Annotated in this window: 20 protein-coding genes; 12 read left to right on the plus strand and 8 right to left on the minus strand. The window is 49.3% G+C overall.

Going from position 1 to position 24,996, the window contains the following annotated elements; translation table 11 throughout:
- Window positions 1-153 precede the first annotated feature (153 nt).
- Window positions 154-1,068, minus strand: coding sequence for an HTH-type transcriptional activator CmpR (cmpR, locus tag SYNPCCP_RS14730; RefSeq protein WP_010874026.1), 915 nt, complete (start codon window positions 1,066-1,068; stop codon window positions 154-156).
- 252 nt (window positions 1,069-1,320) lie between these two features.
- Here cmpR and SYNPCCP_RS14735 point away from each other — a divergent pair, with 252 nt between their 5' ends.
- The 5 genes from SYNPCCP_RS14735 (at window position 1,321) to SYNPCCP_RS14755 (ending at window position 8,526) form a co-directional block, all read left to right on the plus strand.
- Window positions 1,321-2,679, plus strand: a complete 1,359-nt coding sequence (locus SYNPCCP_RS14735) for a CmpA/NrtA family ABC transporter substrate-binding protein (protein WP_010874027.1) — start codon at window positions 1,321-1,323, stop codon at window positions 2,677-2,679.
- 62 nt (window positions 2,680-2,741) lie between these two features.
- On the plus strand, window positions 2,742-3,584 hold the full coding sequence (gene ntrB, locus SYNPCCP_RS14740; RefSeq protein WP_010874028.1) for a nitrate ABC transporter permease: 843 nt from the start codon (window positions 2,742-2,744) through the stop codon (window positions 3,582-3,584).
- A 110-nt stretch (window positions 3,585-3,694) separates the two neighbouring features.
- A complete protein-coding gene (locus tag SYNPCCP_RS14745; RefSeq protein ID WP_010874029.1) occupies window positions 3,695-5,425 on the plus strand; it encodes an iron uptake porin in 1,731 nt (576 codons plus the stop codon).
- Between the two features lie 176 nt (window positions 5,426-5,601).
- Window positions 5,602-7,605 (plus strand): nitrate ABC transporter ATP-binding protein, encoded by a 2,004-nt coding sequence (locus tag SYNPCCP_RS14750; protein ID WP_010874030.1) that lies wholly within the window; start codon window positions 5,602-5,604, stop codon window positions 7,603-7,605.
- A gap of 72 nt (window positions 7,606-7,677) precedes the next feature.
- Window positions 7,678-8,526, plus strand: a complete 849-nt coding sequence (locus tag SYNPCCP_RS14755; RefSeq protein ID WP_010874031.1) for a nitrate ABC transporter ATP-binding protein — start codon at window positions 7,678-7,680, stop codon at window positions 8,524-8,526.
- A 283-nt stretch (window positions 8,527-8,809) separates the two neighbouring features.
- Here SYNPCCP_RS14755 and SYNPCCP_RS14760 read toward each other — a convergent pair whose 3' ends face one another.
- From SYNPCCP_RS14760 to SYNPCCP_RS14775, 4 genes are all read right to left on the minus strand, one after another.
- Window positions 8,810-10,333, minus strand: a complete 1,524-nt coding sequence (locus tag SYNPCCP_RS14760) for an NADH-quinone oxidoreductase subunit M (RefSeq protein WP_010874032.1) — start codon at window positions 10,331-10,333, stop codon at window positions 8,810-8,812.
- A gap of 164 nt (window positions 10,334-10,497) precedes the next feature.
- Window positions 10,498-12,402 carry an NAD(P)H-quinone oxidoreductase subunit F gene (locus tag SYNPCCP_RS14765; protein ID WP_010874033.1) on the minus strand — a complete coding sequence of 635 codons (1,905 nt, stop codon included), beginning with the start codon at window positions 12,400-12,402 and terminating at the stop codon, window positions 10,498-10,500.
- Between the two features lie 244 nt (window positions 12,403-12,646).
- Window positions 12,647-13,681, minus strand: coding sequence for a hypothetical protein (locus tag SYNPCCP_RS14770; protein ID WP_223211303.1), 1,035 nt, complete (start codon window positions 13,679-13,681; stop codon window positions 12,647-12,649).
- A gap of 293 nt (window positions 13,682-13,974) precedes the next feature.
- Window positions 13,975-14,280: an RNA-binding protein gene (locus SYNPCCP_RS14775; protein ID WP_010874035.1), complete on the minus strand. Its 306-nt coding sequence runs from the start codon at window positions 14,278-14,280 to the stop codon at window positions 13,975-13,977.
- A 301-nt stretch (window positions 14,281-14,581) separates the two neighbouring features.
- On the opposite strand from SYNPCCP_RS14775, the gene bchM reads away from it, so the two are divergent.
- The 4 genes from bchM (at window position 14,582) to SYNPCCP_RS14795 (ending at window position 18,517) form a co-directional block, all read left to right on the plus strand.
- Window positions 14,582-15,274 (plus strand): magnesium protoporphyrin IX methyltransferase, encoded by a 693-nt coding sequence (gene bchM / locus SYNPCCP_RS14780; protein WP_010874036.1) that lies wholly within the window; start codon window positions 14,582-14,584, stop codon window positions 15,272-15,274.
- Window positions 15,275-15,280: 6 nt separating this feature from the next.
- Window positions 15,281-16,063, plus strand: coding sequence for a 3-methyl-2-oxobutanoate hydroxymethyltransferase (gene panB, locus SYNPCCP_RS14785; protein WP_010874037.1), 783 nt, complete (start codon window positions 15,281-15,283; stop codon window positions 16,061-16,063).
- Window positions 16,064-16,139: 76 nt separating this feature from the next.
- Window positions 16,140-16,838 (plus strand): 7-cyano-7-deazaguanine synthase QueC, encoded by a 699-nt coding sequence (gene queC, locus SYNPCCP_RS14790; RefSeq protein WP_014407153.1) that lies wholly within the window; start codon window positions 16,140-16,142, stop codon window positions 16,836-16,838.
- 161 nt (window positions 16,839-16,999) lie between these two features.
- The gene (locus tag SYNPCCP_RS14795) at window positions 17,000-18,517 is read left to right on the plus strand and encodes a UDP-N-acetylmuramoyl-L-alanyl-D-glutamate--2,6-diaminopimelate ligase (RefSeq protein ID WP_010874039.1); all 1,518 of its coding nucleotides are present in this window, start codon (window positions 17,000-17,002) and stop codon (window positions 18,515-18,517) included.
- A gap of 128 nt (window positions 18,518-18,645) precedes the next feature.
- Here the strand turns inward: SYNPCCP_RS14795 and SYNPCCP_RS14800 are convergent, their stop codons facing one another.
- Together SYNPCCP_RS14800 and SYNPCCP_RS17800 are read right to left on the minus strand one after the other, a co-directional pair.
- Complete coding sequence (locus tag SYNPCCP_RS14800) at window positions 18,646-20,310, minus strand: MBL fold metallo-hydrolase (protein WP_010874040.1); 1,665 nt, start codon at window positions 20,308-20,310, stop codon at window positions 18,646-18,648.
- A 61-nt stretch (window positions 20,311-20,371) separates the two neighbouring features.
- The gene (locus SYNPCCP_RS17800; RefSeq protein ID WP_038531209.1) at window positions 20,372-20,494 is read right to left on the minus strand and encodes a membrane protein; all 123 of its coding nucleotides are present in this window, start codon (window positions 20,492-20,494) and stop codon (window positions 20,372-20,374) included.
- A 255-nt stretch (window positions 20,495-20,749) separates the two neighbouring features.
- On the opposite strand from SYNPCCP_RS17800, the gene SYNPCCP_RS14810 reads away from it, so the two are divergent.
- Genes SYNPCCP_RS14810 through SYNPCCP_RS14820 form a run of 3 tightly spaced genes read left to right on the plus strand, consistent with a single transcriptional unit; the run spans window position 20,750 to window position 23,931 of the window.
- Window positions 20,750-22,015: an ABC transporter substrate-binding protein gene (locus tag SYNPCCP_RS14810; RefSeq protein WP_010874041.1), complete on the plus strand. Its 1,266-nt coding sequence runs from the start codon at window positions 20,750-20,752 to the stop codon at window positions 22,013-22,015.
- Between the two features lie 48 nt (window positions 22,016-22,063).
- Complete coding sequence (locus tag SYNPCCP_RS14815; RefSeq protein ID WP_020861975.1) at window positions 22,064-23,035, plus strand: carbohydrate ABC transporter permease; 972 nt, start codon at window positions 22,064-22,066, stop codon at window positions 23,033-23,035.
- Complete coding sequence (locus tag SYNPCCP_RS14820) at window positions 23,035-23,931, plus strand: carbohydrate ABC transporter permease (protein WP_010874043.1); 897 nt, start codon at window positions 23,035-23,037, stop codon at window positions 23,929-23,931. Before SYNPCCP_RS14815 ends, SYNPCCP_RS14820 begins: the two co-directional genes overlap by 1 nt.
- On the opposite strand, the gene SYNPCCP_RS14825 is transcribed toward SYNPCCP_RS14820, so the two are convergent.
- Window positions 23,928-24,761 (minus strand): squalene/phytoene synthase family protein, encoded by an 834-nt coding sequence (locus SYNPCCP_RS14825; RefSeq protein WP_010874044.1) that lies wholly within the window; start codon window positions 24,759-24,761, stop codon window positions 23,928-23,930. The genes SYNPCCP_RS14820 and SYNPCCP_RS14825 overlap by 4 nt on opposite strands.
- Between the last annotated feature and the right edge of the window lie 235 nt (window positions 24,762-24,996).

Consider the following 24,996-nt stretch of genomic DNA (forward strand, 5'->3'; position numbering starts at 1 on the left):
GGGCTGTTCTCCAATTTTCCCCCAAGCTTTGGAGAACCGGGGGGCGTTGAAAACAATCTTTGAGGCGTAGTGGTCGGCAAAGTTTCCCGATTATCAATGGGCTAATGGGCAGCGTTGATCTCTGTCAGCCGGAGCTTTCGGCAACGATGGTTTTTAAAAAATTTGGGCAATGGAAACTGCTTCATCATGGGCAAACAAATAATCTAAAAAAGTTTGGGCCACAATGGATAATTGCTTCGATTTTTGATAAATAATATACCAGTGTTTTTGTAAGGGAAATCCTTCCACGTCTAGCACCGCTAGGGGGCCATTGATTCCCTCCAATGCCAAAGAATACAGCGATAAAATTGAGATTCCCAGCCCACCATAAACTGCCTGTTTAATGGCTTCATTACTACTAATCTCCATCTCTACATTCATTTTTAGGCGGTTTTCGCTGAAAAATTCTTCCACTGCCATTCTGGTTCCAGAGCCTGATTCCCTCATAATCAAGGGTTCATTGACTAGTCTTTCCAAAGAAATTTTCTTTTCCTTGACTAATGGGTGCTGGCGAGACGCAATTACCACGAGGGGATTTTCTAAAAAGTGGCGGATATTAATATCAAGATTTGAGGGCGGTTTACCCAAAAAGTATAAATCGTCTAAATTATTCGCCAAACGCTCCAAAATTTGTTGACGATTGCCAATTTGTAGAGAGATGGAAATGCCTGGATATTGTTGACGAAATTCCCCCAAAAGTCGTGGCACAAAATATTTGCCTGTGGTAATAGTTGCTAGGCGCAGGTTACCTTTTTTTAAGCCCTGGAGGTCAGCAATCACTTCCTGCAATTGATCCAGGCAAGAGGTAATGTTTTTGCTAGCGTCTAAAACCGCTTGTCCTGCTTCGGTTAAATAGATTTTTCGGCCAATTTGTTCATAAAGCGGCACCCCGATCGCCTTGGTGAGTTGCTTCATCTGCTGGGAAACCGTGGGCTGGGTCAGAAACAATTCCTCCGCCGCCTTGGTGAAACTCCCCGTCCTGGCGATCGCCGCAAAAACCTCAAATTGGTGGAGGGTGGCATTTTTCATAGTGGATTAATTTTATAGACTACTTCTATAAATTACATAAAAAATTGGATATTTATCTATTTTTAGCTTTCCTTAATAATCAGATCATTCAAGTCCCCTTGGATTAGTCATTGTCCTCGGGCAGGCAGTTTAAAGCGTCCCCTGGTTTACCTAGCCTAGGAGCCCCAGTGCTCTTCCGTAAACCGGGGATATCCATGGCGCTTATTTAATTTTTCTGTCTGCCTTTTTTCATAGAAAAAATCAATCAAAGTTATGGGTTCATTCAATCGACGTAAATTTTTGCTCACCTCCGCCGCCACTGCCACAGGGGCTTTATTTCTGAAGGGTTGTGCCGGCAATCCCCCCGATCCCAACGCCGCCAGCACCGGTACTAACCCTTCTCCCCAAGCGGCCGGGGATATTAGCCCAGAAATGATGCCCGAAACCGCCAATATCAAACTAGGCTACATTCCCATTGTGGAAGCTGCCCCATTGATCATTGCTCAAGAAAAAGGTTTCTTTGCCAAATATGGCATGACCGGTGTGGAAGTCTCCAAACAAGCCAACTGGGCCTCCGCTAGAGATAACGTCACCATTGGTTCCCAGGGAGGCGGCATCGATGGCGGCCAATGGCAAATGCCCATGCCTCACCTGATTACGGAAGGGATCATTACCAATGGCAACAAGGTGCCCATGTATGTATTGGCCCAATTGATTACCCAGGGAAATGGTATTGCCGTAGCACCAATGCATGAAGGCAAAGGGGTAAACCTGGATATCACCAAAGCGGCGGACTATATCAAGGGCTTTAACAAAACCAATGGCCGCAAATTTAAGGCAGCCCACACCTTCCCTAACGTTAACCAAGATTTTTGGATTCGTTACTGGTTTGCGGCCGGAGGCGTTGATCCTGACACCGATATTGACCTACTGGCTGTGCCTCCCGCTGAAACAGTCCAGGGCATGCGCAACGGTACCATGGATGCTTTTAGCACTGGAGATCCTTGGCCCTATCGCATCGTGACAGAAAACATTGGCTACATGGCCGGTTTAACTGCCCAAATTTGGCCCTATCACCCGGAAGAGTACCTCGCCATTCGAGCGGATTGGGTAGATAAAAATCCCAAGGCAACCAAGGCATTACTGAAGGGAATTATGGAAGCCCAACAGTGGATTGATGACCCCAAAAATCGTCCTGAAGTTGTACAGATTGTGTCCGGTAGAAATTATTTCAATGTTCCCACCACCATTTTAGAGTCTCCCTTTAAAGGTCAATACACCATGGGAGATGGTCAGCCTGCCATTGATGATTTCCAAAAAGGTCCCCTCTACTGGAAGGACGGCATTGGCAATGTTTCCTACCCCTATAAGAGCCATGATTTATGGTTCCTCACAGAAAGTATTCGTTGGGGTTTCCATAAAAACGCCATCCCCGATTTAGATACAGCTCAAAAAATTATTGACAAAGTTAATCGCGAAGATTTGTGGCGAGAAGCAGCAACGGAAGCTGGATTTACTGCCGACATTCCTAGCAGCACTTCCCGGGGCGTAGAAACGTTCTTTGATGGCATTACCTTTGACCCTGCTAATCCATCGGCTTATCTGCAAAGTTTGGCAATCAAAAAAGTCTAACTAGCTATTAATTAAGCCATTTCATTGTTGATGATTAATCCATTACTATCAAGGAGACAATAATGACCACTACCATTTCCCAAAGGAAAAATCGGGCGGCGGGGGCCAATCCCCTACAAAAGTTTTGGCGTAAGCGTCGGGGTGACATTTTGCCCCCTATATTCGGAATCTTAGGCTTTTTATTGTTGTGGCAGTTAATTTCCAGCGCAGGTCTGATTAAACTTCCCCCCCCCAGCAGTTTGTGGACCGATCCCCGTACCCGCACCCTGTTGATGTATCCCTTTTACGACCAGGGCGGTTTGGATAAGGGGTTATTTTGGCAAACCCTCGCTAGTTTAGGGCGGGTTGCTCAAGGTTATTCCCTCGCCGCCATTGTTGGCATTAGCACGGGGATTTTGGTAGGTACTCAACCCTTGCTAGATAAGGCTCTTGATCCAATTTTTCAATTTCTACGGATGGTCGCTCCCTTGGCATGGGTTCCCATTGCTTTGGTGGCTCTCCAGCAAAATCAACCAGCGGCAATTTTCGTTATTTTCATTACCTCGGTGTGGCCGATTTTAATTAATACAACGGAAGGGGTAAAACAGATTCCGCAGGATTATATTAATGTGCGTAAAGTGTTACGCTTGTCTCCCCAAAAGTTCTTCTTTAAAATTCTTATTCCCTCAGCACTACCCTATATTTTTACCGGCTTACGAATTGCCATTGGTTTAGCTTGGTTGGCAATTATTGCAGCAGAAATTGTCATGTCAGGTATTGTCGGCATCGGCTTTTTTATCTGGGATGCCTATCAACAGAATTACATCAGCGAAATTATCTTGGCAGTGTTTTACATCGGTGCGGTGGGTTTACTCCTAGACCGAGGCATTGCCTATCTCCAAAAGTTAATTGCCCCAGGACAATAACAAACTCACCGACCTCAGGAGGTTAACAATTTGCCTTGGAGAAAAAAGGAGACCACGGACTTTTTTTCACCGCTAACCATAAACGATCAAAATTAGAGGAATTCATCGCAATGAAACAATATCGATTCACTTGGCTCGCAGGATTTGCTACCGTTACTAGCCTAACCACATTCCCTGGTTCCGCTGGGGCTCAGATGCTGTATGAGGATGTCGATCCCATGGTAATTACTCCGGTGCAGGAACTGACTACCTTGCTGGACCAGCCCATGGGCCAAGTGACATCGGTTTCGGAGTTGCGGGATGTGCAACCAACGGATTGGGCCTATGAAGCCTTAAAAAGTTTAGTAGAGCGTTACGGTTGCATTGTGGGTTACCCCGATCGCACTTTCCGCGGCGATCGTGCCCTCAGTCGTTGGGAATTTGCCGCTGGTCTCAATGCCTGTATGAACGTGATGGAGCGGTTAATACAGGAAAATGTGGCCGTCATTCGGGCCGATATTGACAAGCTCCAACGGCTGGCAAGGGAATTTGAAGCAGAACTGGCTGCTTTGGGGGCCAGGGTTGATAACCTGGAAACCCGTACAGCCTACCTGGAAGACAATCAATTTTCCACCACCACCAAACTGAATGGGGAAGTGATTTTTTCCATTAGTGGTGCCACCGGGGGAGAACCGGATTCGGATAATGCCCAGATAGTTTTTAACGATCGGGTGCGCTTAAACCTCACCACTAGCTTTACCGGTAAAGATGCCTTAATTACGGGTTTGCAGGCCTATAACTTTACTGCTGGAAAACCCATTACCGGCACGGGAAGTGTGGCGGAAACTCTTTTTCCCAACGATGCCTCAATTTTGGGTGAAGGCATGACCAGTTTTAACTATGAACCCCAGTTTGCTGGTTTTAATCCCCAAAATCTCCAACCCAGTTGTGGCAATAACAGCGTATGTCTGTATAAATTGCTCTATGTCACACCGGTAGCAGATAATTTCACCGTTTTTGTTGGACCGAAAGCGGAAGTCACCGATGCTTTTCCCACCATTGTCCCCTTTGCCAGTGAAGGTCAGGGCACTCTTTCCCGGGCTTTTGCCATTAACCCGGTACTACGGGTCTCGGGGGGAACAACGGAAACGGGTTTAGCCTCGGCTGCCGGCTTCATTTACAAGCCTAACGATGTGGTCGATTGGCGCGCCCTTTACGGCTCTGTCAACGCTGCTATTCCCCAAAATGAAGGCTTTCCCGGCACTCCCCTCGGAGCGGGCTTATTCAACGGCAGTTTTGTGGCGGCAACCCAATTAACCCTCTATCCCACCGAAAATCTCGATCTTGGTTTCAACTATGCCTATAGCTACCACCAGCTCAATATTTTAGGTACGGGACTAACCGGGGCAGCGGCGGGAACCCTAGGCGGCCTACCGTTGACAACCCCAGTTAACGTTAATTCGGTGGGGGCGACCTTAACTTGGCGTATTAATTCCAGCATTTACTTCACCGGCTATGGTGCTTACTTCATGGTGGATCAGGCCAATGGCGGTTCGGCTTTTACCGATCTTGCTAGTTGGATGGCTGGGCTTTATTTCCCGGATGCCTTTGTGGAAGGTAATACGGCCGGTTTGATGTTTGGTCAACCCCTCACTAGGGTTGGGGCCGGTAATGGGGCAACTTTAACACCCGCCAATATCAGCAACCGTGCCACGCCCTACCAAATCGAAGCGTTTTATAACTACAAGATCAACAACAATCTCAGCATTACTCCCGGTGCGTTTGTAATTTTTAATCCGGAAGGCGACTCTAACAATAGTACAACAGGGGTCTTTGCCCTACGGACGACGTTCACATTTTAGAGCCTGTTTAAAAGCCCCCCTGCCCCCCCAAATTTGGGGGGAAACCGAGTGAAAGTTCCCCAGTATTTCTGGAGCTTTAGCAGGTCGATTTAGAGGGCGGAATAAAACTTTCCAAACACATTCTTAGGCATTATTGGCCTAGTATCTTATCCATTTAATCAATCTTCTGACCCACCATGAGTCTTTTTGTTGCTGTTGATAATATCGATAAGGTTTTTTCCCTCACCGATGGAGGTGAATACATCGCCCTCAAGGGGATTAACTTGGAAATTAAAAAGGGGGAATTTGTTTCCCTGATTGGCCACTCCGGCTGTGGTAAGTCAACTTTGCTAAATATGATTGCGGGGTTAGATTTACCAAGTGAAGGCATTGTTACCCTGGAAGGTCAGCGGATCAAGCAGCCCGGCCCGGACAAAATGGTGATTTTCCAAAATTACTCCCTACTGCCTTGGTTAACGGTGAAGCAAAATATTGCCCTCGCTGTGGATGAGGTGATGAAGGGGGCATCGGCGGCGGAACGCAAGGCCATTGTTGAAGAACACATTAATTTAGTGGGCCTAGGCCATGCAGTGGATAAGCGGCCCGGTGAATTATCCGGGGGAATGAAACAACGGGTGGCGATCGCCAGGGCGTTGGCCATTCGACCAAAATTATTGTTACTGGATGAACCCTTTGGCGCGTTGGATGCTTTGACCAGGGGCAATTTACAAGAGCAATTAATGCGCATTTGTGAACAGTATCAAGTCACAGCGGTGATGGTTACCCACGACGTGGATGAAGCGGTTTTATTATCAGATCGGATTGTGATGCTAACCAATGGCCCCGGTTCCAACATTGGCGGTATTTTGGAAGTGGATATTCCCCGCCCCCGTAAACGCATGGAAGTGGTAGAACACCCTAGTTACTACAGCCTCCGCAGCGAGATTATTTACTTCCTCAACCAACAAAAACGGATCAAAAAATTACGGGCGAAAAAAACCACGGCGATCGCCAGACATGGCCTAGAAAAAGTCAATCTGGAATTGGGCTATGTGCCCCTGGTGGCCTGTGCGCCCCTGGTGGTGGCCCAGGAAAAAGGCTTTTTTGCCAAGCATGGCTTAGATGAAGTGAGCTTGGTGCGGGAAACCAGTTGGCGGGGCATTGTGGACGGCATCGCTGGGGGTTACCTAGATGGGGCTCAAATGCCAGCGGGGATGCCCACTTGGCTAACCGCAGGGGGTTATCGGGAACAATCCATTCCCGTGGTCAGCGCTTTGACCATGACCCGCAACGGCAACGCCATTACCCTCAGTAAAAAACTCTACGACCAAGGCATTTACACCGCCGAGGATTTTCGCCAGCTTCTATTGGCCTCGGACGGCGATCGCCACACCCTGGGCATGGTCCACCCTTCCTCCATGCATAACCTCCTGTTGCGCTATTGGCTGGCGGCCCACAACATCAACCCAGACCGGGATGTGCATCTGAAAACCATTCCCCCGGCCCAGATGGTAGCCGATCTGAAGGCAGGCACCATTGACGGCTATTGTGTCAGCGAACCCTGGAATTTACGGGCTTCCATGGAAGGGGCTGGGTTTAGCATTGCCACCGATTTGGAAATTTGGCAAAATCACCCCGGTAAAGTTTTAGGAGTGCGGGAAGATTGGGCGATCGCCCATCCCAATACTCATGTGGCCTTGGTGAAAGCTCTGTTGGAAGCCTGTGCCTACTGCGCTGACCCCAACCACGAAATGGAAATTCGGGAACTGTTGGCCACCCGTCAATACCTCAGCACCAACATTGACTATATTCACCTGGGTGATCCCGAAGGCCGCACCTGCCGCCTAGGCAATCCCGTGGAATATTCCCACCATCTTTTCTTTGGCGATCAATTTAACCGTCCCAGTCGTACCGAACATCTTTGGATGATGACCCAAATGGCCCGCTGGGGAGATATTCCCTTTCCCCGCAACTGGGTGGAAATTTTAGAGCGGGTTTGTCGAGTCGGGGTATTTAGTACCGCCGCCCGGGAATTGGGCTACGACGTGAACTATCAGCGGCAACCGATCGCCCTTTTTGACGGGAAAGTATTTAACGCCGATGACCCCATTGCCTACCTGAATCAAACTGTCATTCATCGCAATTTCACCATTGCTGAAGTACATCTTGATAACCCCACCCCAGCCCCAGTTTTTGCCTAAATTCCCTTACCTAACAGGGTTTTGGAACCAAACCGATAAAACTCAAACCGAAACTATTTCCCGCTCACCGATATGCAAACCTTAAAATCCCAGCGCGCCATGCCTACTGCAACTCCATCGGATCAAAAAACCACTGCCTTTTTAACCATCGAAAACGTTTCCAAGGTGTACCCCACCGCCAAGGGTCCTTACACGGTGTTGGAAAATGTCAACCTCACCGTTAACGAAGGGGAATTTATTTGCGTCATTGGCCACTCCGGTTGTGGTAAATCAACTCTGCTCAATATGGTGTCCGGTTTTGCCAGTCCCACAGACGGCTCTGTGCAGGTGGGAGGAAAAATCATCACTGAGCCTGGCCCCGATCGCATGGTGGTATTCCAAAACTATGCCCTACTGCCTTGGTTAACTGCCCTGGAAAATGTGTACATTGCCGTAGATGCTGTCCATTCCCAAAAAACAGAAGCGGAAAAACGGGCGATCGCCAAAGACCATTTAGCCATGGTGGGCCTAACCGATTCCATGGATAAAAAACCGGGGCAAATTTCTGGCGGCATGAAGCAAAGGGTCTCCATTGCCCGGGCCCTGGCCATTCGTCCAGAAGTGCTAATCCTTGATGAACCATTTGGAGCCTTGGATGCTATCACCAAGGAGGAATTACAGGAAGAGTTACTACAAATCTGGAATGACCACCGCTGCACCGTGTTGATGATCACCCACGACATTGATGAAGCCCTCTTCCTGGCCGATCGCCTTGTGATGATGACCAATGGCCCCCACGCCAACATTGGCGAAATTATGACCATACCCTTTTCTCGCCCCCGGGACCGGGACAGGATTATGGAAGACCCCACCTATTACCAGCTACGTAACTACGCCCTCGACTTCCTCTATAACCGCTTTGCCCATGACGACGTGGCTTAGAAAGTTATAGCCAAGATACTACTCCCAAATTGTTTAGGCTAATTCCCTGCTTTTTGGGAGAAATTGATTCCAACAGTGCGCTAGGAGTAGTTCTTGAGACGAATAGTTGCTCGTACTACATCCAAGAACTTTCCGGGGGAACATGGGGAACATATAGTTCATTTAAGGGTATGCTAATCGGCGTAACACACTTTTGCGGATGATATACGGAAAAGCTCTGGCGATCAGGGAATTATTGCTCTTCTATCATTGTGGGTTAAACTCACTTCGGTTTGCTGGAGCCCTACACTTCCCCCAATTCCTTGACTTCAATTTCGATGCGGGGCGGGGCTGGCACACTGACTAAATCTGGGTGCCCTGTCAACAAAACCGCCGTTTGGGGCTCACTCCACTGGGTTAACCAATGGGGTTGAATGCCCAAAGCAATGATGACCACCGCCAAGGCGATCGCCGGAATTTGTTCCTGCCAACGCACCTTAGGTAAATGGGACAGTTCCATGGTGAGACGGCCAAAGAAAACCCGATTAATCATTAACAGGAAATAAACTGCCGTTAAACCGCTACCAATTAAGCACAGGAGGGTTTGGGTAGGGAAAATCGGAAAACTGCCCCGGAATACCAAAAATTCAGCAATAAAGCCCACCATGCCTGGAATGCCAGCGCTGGCCATGACACCGAGAATCATCAAACTGCCGGTGATGGGTAAACCCCGTTCGGGAGTTAACAGTCCTTGCAATTTATCCACGTCCCGACTGCCGGTTTTTTTATACACTACCCCCACCAACAGAAACAGCAGGGCAGAAATGATGCCATGGCTCACCATCTGAGCCGAAGCGGCGGTCACACTCAAGCGGGTAGCGGCGGCAGCAGCCAAGAGAATATAACCCATGTGGGCAATGGAAGAATAGGCCACCACTTTTTTCATATCCTTTTGAGCGATCGCACAGGAAGCACCATAAAGGGCGCTAATAGCCGCTAGGGTTGCTAAATAGGGGGCAAATTCCACCCAGGCCTCCAGGTAAAGCCCCAATCCAAAACGCAGTAAGCCATAGGTGCCTAGTTTAAGTAAAACCCCTGCCAACAAGACAGAAACGGGAGTGGAAGCTTCCACGTGGGCATCCGGTAGCCAGGTGTGGAAGGGGAAAATGGGAATTTTAATGCCCAAACCGAGCAGTAGGGGCAACAAGAGCAACATTTGGGTTTTTACTGGAAGGGCATCGGCCAAGCTGGGATTGTAGTCAAAGTTGGGCGCCTTGGTCAACCAGAACCAACCCAAGAAAGACACTAGTACCAGAAAACCGGACAGGGCAGTGTAAAGCAAAAACTTCATAGCTGCATAACCCCGCCGTTGTCCTCCCCAAATGGCAATGAGAAAATAAAGAGGAATAATTTCCAGCTCAAAAAAGAGGAAAAATAAGAGCAAATCTTGGGCTAAAAATGCCCCTGCTACCCCACCACTGAGAAGCAACAATAAGGCATAGTAAAATCTCGGTCTTTCTATCTCGGTATTGGTACTAAAAATGGCAATTACCACCAAAGCACTGTTCAGCAACAATAAGGGCAGAGATAGCCCATCAACCCCTAGGTGATAATTCAAACCCAAACTTGGCAACCAGGGATAATATTCCACAAACTGCATCTGGGGATCACTGATGTTAAATTGCCCAGCTAATAAAACGCTCAGCCCAGCCATGGCCACCATAATGCCTAAGGCAATTTTGCGGGAGTAACAATCATGGTCAGGGTTCGGAATAATAGCAATGAGAATAGCTCCAAAAATGGGGCCCCAGATGAGAGCACTGAGCATGGGAATTAAGACTTATGTAAAGTTAGTTAAATTTAAGTTGGCTTGGTAAAAATTTAATTAGATACTATCAAGCTAAAAAAATTTGATAAAAATTAGGTTAACATCAAGCAAATCAGAAAAAGTTAGTTTTAAATCAAGATTAATTAGTTTTGATCTTCCCTCAATTAAGGAAGAATTAGGGACAACCAACTGGACCAAAACTGCCTGATCGCCATCCATTGACCGCTGAGGGAAAACCAGATCAGCAGGGCTACCCCCACCAAGATGGTGAGCAGATAAAATTGTGACTGCCCGGTGACATTATATTTGAGGGCACTGCCGCTGAAAATAGTTACCAAACTGACTAGGTTGACTATGCCGTCGATGACGTAACGATCAAACCAAGTGCTGATTTTGGCGATCGCCGCCACCGCTGCCACTACCGTAGCGCCATAAATTTTATCCAAATAAACATCGTAGGCGAACAAATCCTGCAGGAAACGCACCGGCAGTCGACTTGAGCGAGAGAGATTCCGTCGTAAAGGCATAAGACTACCCAACAAAATTCCTGTAATTCCCGCCACCATCAGGAGAGGCATGGCCCATTGGGTAACGGGGGAAGTTAAACCGAGGGGATAGGTGGCTGATAACCAAAAAGACCACTGCAAGGGGGCAATGGGCACCAGCAGAGTCACAATGATCAAACTCACCATGGGCACCGCCATGGGCCAGGGTACTTCCGGGGCCCGGCGGGTTTTGGGCTGGGGTTTACCCAGAAATACTAAACGAAACACCCTGGTTAAATTGAGGGCAGAAAAGAGGTTAACAAAGATCAATAAAGCCAATAGGGGCCAGCTTACCAACCAGTCTCCACTAAACCATTTTTGCCAAGTCCAAAACATGCCTAGGGGAAAAACCGCCAACAATCCCGCAGAACCCACCACAAAGGAAGTTGTGGTCACGGGCATACGATTCCATAATCCCCCCATTTCAGTGATATTTTGACCGCTGGTGGTGAAAATAATCGAACCAATGCTCATAAATAACAAAGCTTTGGCGATCGCATGGGCGAAGAGCAACAGAAAGGCAATGTCTACCTGCCCTAAACCCACCGCAATAAATACCAATCCCAGGTAAACGCTGGTCGAATGGGAAAGGGTACGCTTAATGTCAATCTGGGCAATGGCAATCAACGACGTCATCACCACCGTCAATGTCCCCAGTACAATCAAGGTCTTGGAGGCGATCGGGGAGAGGGTAAACACCGGCTGTAACTTAATCAACACATAGGCACCGGCTGACACCACCACCGAATTACGCATAATGCCCGCCGGATTCGGGCCCTCCATGGCTTCGTCCAACCAAAGATTGAGGGGAAATTGAGCGCATTTGCCGGTGGGGCCAGCAATTAGAGATAGTCCCAACAAAGTAGCGGTGATGCCGGTCACTGGCACCGTACTAGCCCAGTTGTCCAACTGGGAAAAAGTTAAACCCTGACCATAGCTAGAGAGGGCCACTACCCCCATGAGGAGAATAATATCCCCCACCCTTTTGGTTAAAAAAGCATCCCGGGCGGCGGTAACCACCAGGGGCTGGGCATACCAAAAACCCACCAAAAGATAGGTGGAAAGGGTTAGCATTTCCAACAGGCCATAGCTTAAAAATAGGGAATCACTCAGGGCAATGCCCCCCAGGGCCGCTTCGAAAAATCCCAGTAGTCCATAGAACCGAGCTAAGGACCAGTCCTTCTCCATGTAGCCCAGACCAAAAATCTGGACTAAAAAACTGATGCCAGTCACCACCGATAGGGCCCCCAAACTAACCGGGGAAATCTCCACCGCCAAGGTGAGGTCTAAATCCGCCACCTGGAGCCAATGGAAAACAATTTGCTCACTCGGTGTTTGCCAAATGGCTGAGAGGGCAACCATGCCATGGATGGCAGAAACCAAAGTCATGAAAACATTGAAGTAGGCCGCCGGTCTAGGGCCCGTTTGTTTAATCAGGCGAAATGACCAAGGCAGGCTAAGGATCGACCCAATCAGACCATAAAAAGGAATAAACCAACTACTTTGTAAAAGAAAATCGGACATTGAGCTTGGGATTGCGAGGAATTTTCGCCTAGGGTTCGCAGAAAATAGGCAATTTGTGATCAGATTTTACGCTATCGCTGCCTCAATTCTGACTTTGGCGATCGCCGTTGTCGGTCTGGGGGAGGTTTTATTACCCCCGTTTAACTCTATAGGTAAACCCCGGCTTTGTGGATTGCCAAAGTTGATTGGGAGGCCCATTTTGACCCCCATTGCGGTTTTTCCAGACCCCAAGGAGCAACAATGTCTAGGCCTCCGGTGGAGGTGTTTTCCCCTTAGTTTTAGTCTTAGTAGTTTTGGTGGCCTTGGGCGTTTTCGTAGTTTTGGTCTTACCCGTGGAAGTCGTTGTTTTTGCTTTCGACTCCACTGGTAATTCCGGCTCTAGGGATGGCTCCGATTCAACTACCGCTTCTGTTGATCCATTGCTTGGTTCTTCTGTCAAAGAGGTCGCCCCAGAAGACAGTTGGCGATCGCCGTTGTCAGTATCAAGACCATCAAGCTTCTCTGCCAGCAATGGCTCAGTCTGTCCCTGGTCCAGATCTAGGTTTTCTGGAGACTCTAGGGCATTCTCTTGCTTCTCCCCCTTATGGCCATACTCAGGCTTTTTCTCAGAACTATCGGGGTTAAAGGGAGTCTTTTTAACCCGACGGGGGGTTTGTTCAACCGGCTCGGCAATCTGTTCCACAAAACCAAAACAATTGCGTTGGGGAATCAAGCGAGCCAAAATCTGATAAAACTTCGGCCGCTCCTCCGAATCCTTGCGAAAACGGTAGGGGGGTTGATCGCTCCAAATTAAGGGCAAATGCTGATTGTTGGGGCGATTTTCATAGCTTTTCAGCTCATTGCGATAGACACTAAAAACAGGCCGGCGACATTGGGGAATAAATTGCCACACTCCCCGCAAAACAAAAATACCAGGATCGCTTTTCTCATGCTGTTCTGTGCCCATCCAGACCACTTTAAAGCTTAACCCTTCTCCTTTGGACTGGGGATAGCACTTGATCCAGGCTAACTTTCCTTCCAACGCCGCCGCCACCGCAATGGCTCGCCTAGGCAAATATAAGGTAAAATTGGCATCCCGAATCTGTACGTAATATCGTTCTTCCCCTTTTTTTACCACCCCCCGCAACCAACCGATCGCCTGATAATAGTTTTTGGCAGTGGTATCTAGGGTAGTGTTAGCTGGGGCTTCGGGAATTAGATCATCTGCCGCGGCCACATTGGTTTCTAAAAGGTCAGTCTCGGGGGTCTTTTTGGGCGGCTTCGGGGGGGTGGGTTGCATAGTATTAACAATCTTGGACGCTCGGTAAACACTGAATCCAGTGTCTGAATTAGTATGAGTGACAATTACCTCCAAGGCAAGGGGAGGAGAAATGACAAAGCCAAGCAAAAATGCCCTTGTCACCAGAAAAACTAAAGGGTTCCGGCCACACGGCAAGAACCCCTAGGTTGAACTAATTTAACTAACAATGAGAACAGGATTTAGCCCGATTTCCCACCAGAAATACGGGTAGCTCAAAAAAGTTTCACTAACCGAATCAAACTGGTGGAACGACGGCGAACAAAAACTAAGCCCTAGTAGCGGCTACCACCATAGCTTTTACGACCGCCACCAAAGGAACCACCGCCACTGCGATTTTCCCGGGGCTTGGCTTTGTTAACTTTAAGGTCACGACCCATCCATTCTGCACCGTCTAGGGCTTCAATGGCAGCCGTTTCTTCGGCGTCAGCTTCTAGCTCGACAAAACCGAAGCCCCGCATGCGACCAGTTTCCCGGTCGGTGGGGAGCTGAACCCGCTTTACGGAACCGTATTCAGCAAAAACCGCGGTTAAATCGGCTTCTGAAACGTCATAGGACAGGTTGCCTACATAAATTGACATGGATTTTCTCCAAAAACTGAGGGATATGTAGAGGGTGATTTCGGAGAAATGCCTGTCAATGGAAAAACGCGAAAAACCGTTAATACTAGAAACAAATGCTACCAACCGATCATTACTCTATGGGGGCATAGTAACACGTTCTCCCCTCGGCTGGGGATATTAGGTCTTGAATTCCTGATATGGAACCACGAAAGTTCCTCCCCCAGAGTAACCAGAAAAGAATGGTACCATTGCTTAGACGGCTCGTGCCTATAGCTTATACCAACCTTTACCTAACTCAAATTTTCGAGCTTAGCTTTCCATGACCAACGCCGCCCTAGACGATAAAACCATCGTTCGTGACTATTTTAATTCCACCGGCTTTGACCGTTGGCGCCGGATCTATGGTGACGGCCAAGTCAATTTCGTGCAAAAAGACATCCGGGTGGGGCATCAACAAACCGTTGACTCGGTGGTGGCCTGGTTAGTGGCGGACGGAAATTTACCTGGCTTGTTAGTCTGTGATGCGGGATGTGGGGTAGGTAGTTTGAGCATTCCCCTGGCCCAAGCGGGGGCATTGGTCTATGGCAGTGATATTTCCGAAAAAATGGTGGGGGAAGCCCAACAAAAGGCCCAGGAAGTTTTGGCCTATGGCAATCAGCCCACGTTTATGACCCAGGATTTAGCCCAGTTGGGGGGTAAATATGACACAGTTATTTGTCTGGATGTGTTGATTCACTATCCAACGGAGGAGGCGTCAGCGATGATTAGCCACTTGGCTTCCCTGGCTGATCGCCGTTTAATTTTGAGCTTTGCCCCCAAAACCCTGGGCTTGACGGTGTTGAAAAAAATTGGGGGACTGTTTCCCGGTCCCAGTAAGACCACCAGGGCCTATCAACATAAAGAAGCAGACATTCGCAAAATTTTGGGAGATAACGGCTTTTCCATTGCCCGTACCGGCATGACCAGTACCCGTTTCTACTATTCCCGTATTTTAGAGGCGGTGCGCTCTTAAGTTCCCATGGCCATTACCCCCACCCAATTGTTGGATTGGAAGCGTCAACAACGGCCTATTGTGGCCCTTACTGCCTGGGATACGGCGATCGCCTCGGTGTTGGATGCGGCGGGAGTGGAAATTATTCTGGTGGGGGATTCCCTCGGAATGGTGGCTTTGGGCTACGAAACTACCCTACCGGTGAGCTTGGACACCATGATTCACCACACAGCGGCAGTTAAAAGGGGAGTACAAAGAGCCTTGGTGGTCTGTGACCTGCCCTTTTTGACCTATCAGGAAAGTCCAGCCCAGGCCATGGGGTCAGCGGGAAGGGTTTTGCAGGAAACCGGTGCCCAGGCAGTGAAATTAGAAGGGGGTCACCCCCGCATGGTGGAAACCGTAGCTCGACTAACGGAGGTGGGCATTCCGGTGATGGGTCATGTGGGCTTAACGCCCCAATCAGTCCATCAGTTGGGTTATCGGCAACAGGGCCAGGACCCGGCCACAGCGGAGAAAATTCTTCATCAGGCGATCGCCTTGGCAGAGGCGGGAGTGTTTGCCATTGTTTTAGAACATATTCCTAGCGAACTAGCGGCTAGTATCACTGAGCAGTTGCCCATTCCCACCATTGGCATTGGGGCAGGGCCCCAGTGTGACGGCCAGGTTTTGGTGACGGCGGATTTACTCGGTTTGACAGTCAAACAACCGCCCTTTGCTCCGGCCTATCTGAATTTACGACATACCATTACGGAAACAGTGCATAAATTCAGTGGAGAAGTGCGACAAAGACAATTTCCCCGGCGGGGTTAGGGAACAAACTAAAACTTTGCCAACAGGCTGCCCAGGCTCCAGCAATGACCATAACCGATTGACTGCCGAAAAATCTATGACCAAAACTGCTGTTGTTTTACTATCCGGAGGGTTAGATTCCGCCACCGTAGCGGCGATCGCCAAAAGGGAAGGGTACCGAGTTATTGCCCTTTCCTTTAACTACGGTCAACGCCATGACCGGGAATTGCGAGCGGCGGCAGACATCGTCCAAGCTCTGGGGATCCCAGAACATTTCAGCATCAACCTAGACCTGGCCCAGTGGGGAGGCTCTTCCCTGACCGATCGCCAACAAACCTTGCCCCAGACAGGGGTAGAACCAGATATTATTCCTTCCACCTATGTGCCGGGGCGTAACACCGTATTTATTGCCCTCGGTTTATCCCTAGCTGAAGCAAAGGGAGCCGAAGCGGTATTTTTGGGCATCAATGCCATCGACTATTCCGGCTATCCTGATTGCCGCCCCGAATATTTAGCAACCTATCAACAATTAGCAGCCCTGTCTTCCAAAGTCGGGGTAGAAGGAAGACCCATTCAATTGCTGGCTCCCCTGATTGAATTGAGCAAAGTTGACATTGTCCATAAAGCTTTGGAATTGGGAGTCCCCATTGCCCAAACCTGGTCTTGCTACGCCGGGGGGGAAGAACCCTGTGGTCGCTGTGACTCCTGCCGTTTGCGGGATCAGGCTTTAATTGAGGCAGGGCATCCAGAACTGGCCAGTGCCAAGGGCCGTCTTTGGAGGGAAAAAGTTGACTGAACTCCCCCTTCTTGCTGGACGGAGAAAAGGTAATTCCCGTTCGCATTAATCAAGGTCAGCCAGGAAGCTTTGCAACCAGTACACCAGGAGCTAACCTCCGTTGGAACATCTCGGGTATATTGACCTTCATTGACGGCAGATTTGATTGGGGAAAAACAACCATGGTTAAGTTAGGGCAGTTATTGGCATCGGTTCCAGAGGTGGTGGCCGCCGCCCCTTGGTTGGCCCAGGAATCGGATCGTTGCCCTGCCCTAGGGAAAATAGTGACTGGTTTATCTACCAATTCCCATGCCTGTCCCCCTGGCACTTTATTCATTGGCATGCCGGGCACCAGGGTTGACGGAGGGGAGTTTTGGTCCGGGGCCCTAGAAGCTGGGGCGATCGCCGCTGTGGTCAGTGAGAAGGCGTTGCAAAAATTTCCGCCCCAAAATGGAGAATGCGTCATTGCGGTGCCGGATTTAGTGCCGGTGTGTGCCGGCCTTGCGGCGGCCTTTTACCAACATCCTGCCCAAACGTTGCAACTGGTGGGAGTAACGGGCACCAATGGCAAAACGACCACCAGCCATTTGATTGAATATTTCCTCAATCAACAGCAACGGTCCAGTGCTTTGCTGGGAACCCTCTACACCCGTTGGCCTGGTTACCAAAAGACCGCCACCCACACCACCCCCTTTGCGACGGATTTACAGAAACAATTGGCCGAAGCTCTCCAGGCGGGCAATCAATACGCCGTGATGGAAGTTAGTTCCCATGCCTTGGCCCAGGGCAGGGTTTTGCAATGTGGCTTTGCCTGCGCTGTGTTCACCAACCTCACCCAGGATCATTTGGACTTCCACGGCACCATGGAAAATTATTTTGCTGCCAAGGCTTTGTTGTTTAAGGAGTCATATCTCCAAGGTCGGGCGGTGATCAACCAAGATGATCCCTACGGCCAAAGGTTAATCGATCGCCTACCGTTGGATCAGGTTTACACCTACAGCGTCAACGATAGCACTGCGGACTTTTACACCAAGGATTTGGACTATCAACCCACCGGGGTTAAGGGCACGTTTGTTACTCCCCAGGGGGAATTTCCTTTCCTGTCCCCCTTAGTAGGGCAATTTAACTTGGCCAATGTGCTAGCGGCGATCGCCAGTGGCCTGCACCTTGGGCTAGATCCAGCCGCCATGGTGAAGGATTTACTCGATTTTCCTGGGGTACCGGGGCGCATGGAGCAGGTACAAATCCGCCCGGATCAAGACATTTCTGTGATGGTGGACTATGCCCACACCCCGGACAGTTTGGAAAATGCCCTCAAGGCCGCCCGCCCCTTTATCCCCGGCCGCTTGATTTGTATATTTGGTTGTGGTGGCGATCGGGATCGTACCAAACGGCCTTTAATGGGCAATATTGCGGCTCAGCTGGCCGACCTAGCGGTGGTTACCTCCGACAATCCCCGTACCGAAGACCCCGAACAAATTTTGGCCGACGTAGTGCAAGGCATCAGTCTAGACATCGAACCCTGGATCATTGGCGATCGGGCCACCGCTATCCATAAGGCGATCCGGGAAGCAAAACCGGGGGACGGGGTGTTAATTGCCGGCAAAGGCCACGAAGACTACCAGATTCTTGGCACGGAAAAAATCCACTTCGATGACCGGGAACAGGCCAGGGAAGCGTTGATTTTACGCTACAGCTAGCATTGCAACCCCTAAGAACCTATTGGCCAGGTTTCAGTTTGCTCCGCAAAAAGTGACCACAATGGCTGGAGACTTTTACATAGTCCTCAGCCAAAATTAGGAGCATCGGGCGGTTTTTAAAACACGCCTCAACTACTTGCTACTGATTCGAAGACAGGACAATGGCCATCCGCCCTCACCTCTAATCCCATCAGGGGAGAAACGGGATTACGACAATGATAATGCTGAAAATGTCGGCAGTTGGCACAGCAATCAAAATCTACCGGGCGCTTACTGCTTTGATTTTGTTTGAGCAATTCCCTTTGGCTGATCCCCCTTAATACCAGTTCTTCTCCCTGCCAACGGGCTTGCACAATGCCGGTTTCGCCAAATTTGCCCCAACGGGAATTTTCTAGAATTTGCCCGTCTAAATGGATGACCACTTCCCCCAGGTGATGAATCTGCTTATTCGGTTCTAGCTCGTGGATTTCTCCTTCATAAATCTGGGGCGGCGGGGGAGTGGGTTGTACAAATCGATCGCCAATGGGCAGGGCCACCGCATTGCCGGCGGCGGGGGAATGGAGCTGGTAGCGACTTTGTAATTCTTCTAAACTAGTTAAGTCTTCAATATCCGAGGGTTGCCCATGGACAAACACCAAATGTTGGGGACGGAGATTATGGATCAACTGGGTCGTGTTGCGGCCATCACTATGGTCTGCCAACAGATAATCTTCCAGCTCATATTTGGGAAACTCTTCTAGGTCTTGCCAGGCAAAGTTCACCAAACAACTGGGTAAGGTAAGCAACTGGGGCATAAATACTGTCCACAATCCCGGTAAGGCGGCGGGACTAGGCCAAAAAGCAGGCCAAGTTGTGGTGATTACTATGGATGGGGCCGATAGGGATAGTTCGCCCTGGTCATCGGTGAGGGGGCGCAGATGGGGATAAACTTTATCGTCCCAAAATAGGGGTTGGTGTTGGGCGAAATTGCGGACATTATCGGGGAGATGGTCAATTATTCCCTGGTAAGCGTCACAACCTCTGGCCACGGATTCCCCCGCCCAAAGGTTAACTTGACGCCCGGTGAACTGATGGTGGGTCCTTAGTAACTTGAGAATTTCCTGGGCTAAACCCAAGGGAGGCACTGGCAGGAGAATATTTCTCCCCTTGGCTAGCACCGTTTCGATCGCCTGGATAAATTGTTTTTCCTGTTGACGACGGTGGGGTAAACGGCGGTTGCCATAATGTCCTTCTAGGATCAGCACATCCGGTTTCAGACCCCGCAGGGGAGTCAAGGCCAGACCGTCTACTAACTGGAGATGGGAAAGGCAATAATCCCCGGTATAAATCACCCGGTAAAGGCGATCGCCGTTATGGTATTCGAGCAAAATTAGGGCAGCCCCCGGTAAATGCCCTGCCGGTAATAATTCCACCGTGAGGCCAGGTAAAACTTCCTGGGGCGATCGCCAGGGTAAAACCCGACAAAATGGAGGCACAAACTCATCGGGCCAATTCAGGGGCAGTAACCGTTGGGTAACTTCACTGGCCAGAATGGGAATGTGGGGAAATTGTTGGTGAAATTGCCACAACCCCAAACCGTGATCCCTGTGGGCATGGCTACAAAAAACCAGATCCACTGTCCCCGGATCCGCTGCCAACAATGGTGTTAAGTCTTCTAAACCACAGTCGAGCAGAATCCTATAGGGTCCCAAATGCAGTTCCAGACAAATCCCCCCATCCCGGGGACCCACTCCATAGGGAAGAAAGGATATATTGGCAAAAGCCTTGCCCTGGGTCGGCACGGAAAAAGTCATGGAAGCTTGGCGATCAGCCCTGGGGGCAAAGCAAAATCAATCACAATAACGGCGGGTAAAACTAATGGGCAGAACCATTACCGTCGTACTTGTCAGTGTCGTAATAGCCATTTTTGGTGCCGAAAAATAGACATGCCAGGGTAAACACCGCTGTTAGACCAATCAAAATCAATTTGACATCCATAGAATTATGTCGCAAACAAAGCAAACGTCGCCCCCATCGTAACTCGTTTCCCCCAAGGGGAGCAGAATTTTCCTGCCATTTGCATCCCAGACCAGAGCGATGGGATTGACAACGCTGCTAGCAACAAAATTAGTAGTCAAAAAGAACTATCTGATTTGACCCATACCAATTTTCAAGGCATGGTATAGGTGGAACTTTCCCACACCAAAGATATTGACTGTATCGATATTGGGTTGTTGCTTTACGGTTTTTGCGATGAAATTTTTTAAAATCACTACCCTGATAATTAGCCTGATTGTTCTCACTAGTTGCCAGGGCCCAGGGGTTAATGGGGACGAAGACAGAAAACAGGTGACCATCCTTGGGGTAATGATTGGGGAACAACAGGAAAAAATTGAACAAGCCCTAGCGCCCTTTACCGAAGCCACCGGCATTGAAGTGGTTTACGAAGGCGTTGATACCTTTGCCACCACCTTACCCATTCGGGTCGACTCCGGTCGAGCTCCCGATTTAGCCATGTTTCCCCAGCCGGGATTGATGGCGGATTTTGCCAGGGAAGGAAAATTAGTTCCCCTGGGGGAAATTCTCACCCCGGAGGAAATGACAGAGGCCTATGACCAGGCTTGGTTGGATTTAGCTGCGGTGGATGGCACCGTTTACGGCGTTTGGTATCGAGCCTCGGTCAAAAGTCTAGTTTGGTTTAATCCCCAAGAGTTTGCTGCTAATGGTTATGAAGTTCCTGGCACTTGGGAAGAAATGATGGCCCTTAGTCAACGGCTGATTGATAAAGGCAAAACTCCCTGGTGTCTGGGCATCGAAAGTGGCAATGCTACGGGCTGGGTGGGCACCGATTGGGTCGAAGATATTATGTTACGCACTGCTAGTCCGGCAACCTATGACCAGTGGGTAGCCCATGATATTCCCTTCAACGATCGCCGGGTGGAAAATGCCCTGGATATTTTTGGCGAAATTACCCAGAACGAAAAAATGATTTACGGCGGGAAGGTGGGGGCTTTGAGCACGCCTTTTGGAGACTCTATTTTAGGATTATTTACCGATCCCCCCCATTGTTATCTACACCGCCAAGGGAATTTCATTGCCGCTTTTTTGCCGGCGGATGTGGACGATGACCAGGTTGATATTTTCCCTTTGCCCCCCATTGAAGAAGAGTATGGCTTACCCATCCTGGTGGCAGGGGATATTTTTGCCATGTTTAACGATACGCCGGAAGCTAGGCAGTTGATGGCATATTTGGCGAGCTCCCGGCCCCATGAAGTAGCCGCCACTTTAGGAGCTTATATTTCTCCCCACAAAAACATTGACCTGAATCTCTATCCCGATCGCCTGACCCGTAAACAGGCGGAAATTTTGAACAAGGCGGAGGTGATTCGTTTTGATGCGTCCGATATGATGCCGGGAGCGGTGGGCACGGGGACGTTTTGGTCTGGCATGGTGGACTACATCGGCGGCGCCGACGGTACTCAAGTTTTAAACACCATTGAAAGAAGTTGGCCCCGTTAGATGCCTTAGTTACTGCTGCACTGTTGTTATTTGGAGGAAAAGAAAAATTTGTTTTATCGCGTTGTTAATGTTCTGTTGGCGATCGCCATTGGTTGTGGCGGGGTAATCGGTTTGTTTTACCTTGCTAACTACGCCATTAATGCTCTGCCCAAACCTTGGAATAAAAGGATATTGCCCTGGGTGTATGTAACCCCGGCTTTACTCTTTCTGTCGGCCTATCTAATATTGCCCACCCTAGAGACTGTCTATTTAAGCTTTTTTGATGGGCGCTCCAGGAATTTTGTCGGATTAAAAAATTACGTTTTTGCCTTCACAGACCACACCATGTTGGTGGCATTTCGCAACAACTTATTATGGTTAGTACTGGTCACAGGCATCAGCGTTAGTTTGGGGTTAATTATTGCTGTCTTGGTGGATAAAGTCCGCTACGAGGCGATCGCCAAGTCGATCATCTTTTTGCCCATGGCCATTTCCTTTGTGGGGGCCAGCGTCATTTGGAAATTTGTCTACGCCTACAGGCCAGCGGGGGCCGAACAAATTGGTTTGCTCAATGCCATTGTAACTAGCTTGGGCTTTGCCCCAGTGGGATGGTTAGTGGAGCGATCGGTGAACAATTTTGCCCTCATCGCCATCATGATTTGGCTCTACACCGGCTTTTGTATGGTTATTCTTTCCGCCGCAGTGAAAGGCATTCCCGCTGATGTCATTGAGGCGGCTAGGATTGACGGAGCTAACAGTTGGCAAATTTTTTGGCGCATTACCATTCCCATGATCCGCTCTACCCTGTTAGTAGTCAGTACTACCATGGTGATTTTAGTGCTGAAGGTATTCGACATTGTTTTTGTCATGACCGGCGGTAACCAGGGCACGGAAGTAATCGCTAGCTTGATGATTAAGGAAATGTTTAATTATCGCAACTTTGGCCGGGGAAGTACCATTGCCGTCATTTTGTTGCTGTTAATTGTGCCCGTGATGATCACCAATATTCGTCGTTTTAAAGCTCAGGAGAAATTACGTTAATGACCAAAGCCGTTAATAAATCTAATAGGACTAATAACACCAATAGAAAAACAGAATTTTGGCAAAAACTTCCCATTCACATAGCAATTCTCACCATTGCCTTCATTTGGACATTGCCTAGTTTAGGTCTATTTATTAGCTCCCTACGGCCCCGGGGGGACATGCTCAGCACTGGTTGGTGGACAGTATTTTGGCACCCCCTAGAAATTACCCAGTTTTATCTGGGCAACTATGGGGACGTTTTACGCTCCTCCGGCATGGGGGAAGCTTTTTTAAACAGTTTGACCATTGCTGTGCCTGCCACGGTGATTCCCATTGCCATTGCCACCTTTGCCGCTTACGCCTTTGCTTGGATGACCTTTCCGGGACGACAATTATTATTTATTTTGGTGGTCTGCCTACTGGTGGTGCCTTTACAAACCACTCTTATTCCTGTTTTGAGGGTTTACGCCCAATTGGGCCTAGCGGGCACTTTCCTTGGGGTTTGGTTAGCCCACACTGCCTATGGTCTGCCCCTGGGTATTTACCTGTTACGCAACTACATTGGCGCTCTTCCCAAAGACCTAATTGAAGCGGCGGCGGTGGATGGTGCTTCCCATTTAAAAATTTTTACCAAGTTAATTGTGCCACTCTCCATGCCGGCGATCGCCTCCTTTGCTGTATTTCAATTTCTCTGGGTATGGAATGATTTATTGGTCGCCCTGGTTTACCTGGGGGGCACCGCCGATGTTGCCCCTGTTACCATCCAACTGAGTAATTTAGTCGGCTCCCGGGGACAGGATTGGTACTTATTAACCGCTGGAGCTTTCATCAGCATGATTGTGCCCCTAATGGTTTTCTTTGGTTTGCAGCGGTACTTTGTGCGAGGCATTCTGGCAGGATCAGTTAAATCCTAACTGGCAATAACCCGATTAACCAAAGCCATCACGTCACTGCGGCTGAGTTTTTCCTTACCCAGGGCCAAAACATCCAAGGTGCCATAGGCAAGGGTGAGGGGAATTTTACAGAAATTGAGGGCCGGACCGTGGGGCAAAGATTTGGTGTATTGATCTGCCAACGCCAAATTGTAACGGGCATACTTGTGCATATCCGCCAGTTCCCAACCCTGGGGAAAAAAGCTCACCCCCCGGCGCTTATCTTCCTTATAGTTGCGGACAATGTTCACCGCCTGGAGTCCCCGACCAAAACCAATGGCATGGGAGCGATTCGTTTGGGTGCCATCGTGCCAAGCCCACAAATCCGAAAGCAGTAGACCCACCGCCCCCGCTACACTAAAGGTGTATTGGTCCAACTCGCTTTCCGTTCTGATTTGCCAGTTTTGGAGCGCCCAAAAAGCCATCCGATCCGACATGGCCGCCGTGGCATCCCAAACTCTAGGAGCAATGCTTTCCGGGGCTAGCAGGGCCCATTCTCCCACCCTTAAAGTTACCTCCGGCAAAAGGTTGCGGTAGGGGTCTAATCCCCGAATAAAGTCCTCACTGTGGGAGTTTTCCGTCGCACTCTGGAGATTAAGACTAATCTGATTTAGGATTCTCGCTTTGGTCTCAGCATCCAGGTCGGGGTGGTCTTCCACTTCATCGATCGCCCGCATACAAAGGTAGGCAGAGGCCACCGCATCGAGAAGCTGATCAGGCAAAATGCTAATGGGAATGTAGAATGTCCGACTGGTTTCTTGCAAAACCTTAAGGGCATTACGACGTAGGCTCATGCGATCAACTCCTGACACCAAAAATTTAAGCGGACTCTCAACTTACCTATTCAGGTCTGCAATGCTAGGCAATAGGTTCCAGCGGGGCCAAGGCGAGTTTTTGGTCACTCCATAACCTGGCAGATCCTAGGATCTTTAAATCTCCCAATGCCCCGACCCGGGTAAATTGAGCAAAACAATCACCCCATTCTATTACGGCTTTGCGGGTGTGCTACAGACAAATGGGGGCCAGGGGGAGTAAGCCATTGCTTTT

The sequence above is a fragment of the Synechocystis sp. PCC 6803 substr. PCC-P genome (assembly GCF_000284455.1).
GTDB lineage: Bacteria > Cyanobacteriota > Cyanobacteriia > Cyanobacteriales > Microcystaceae > Synechocystis.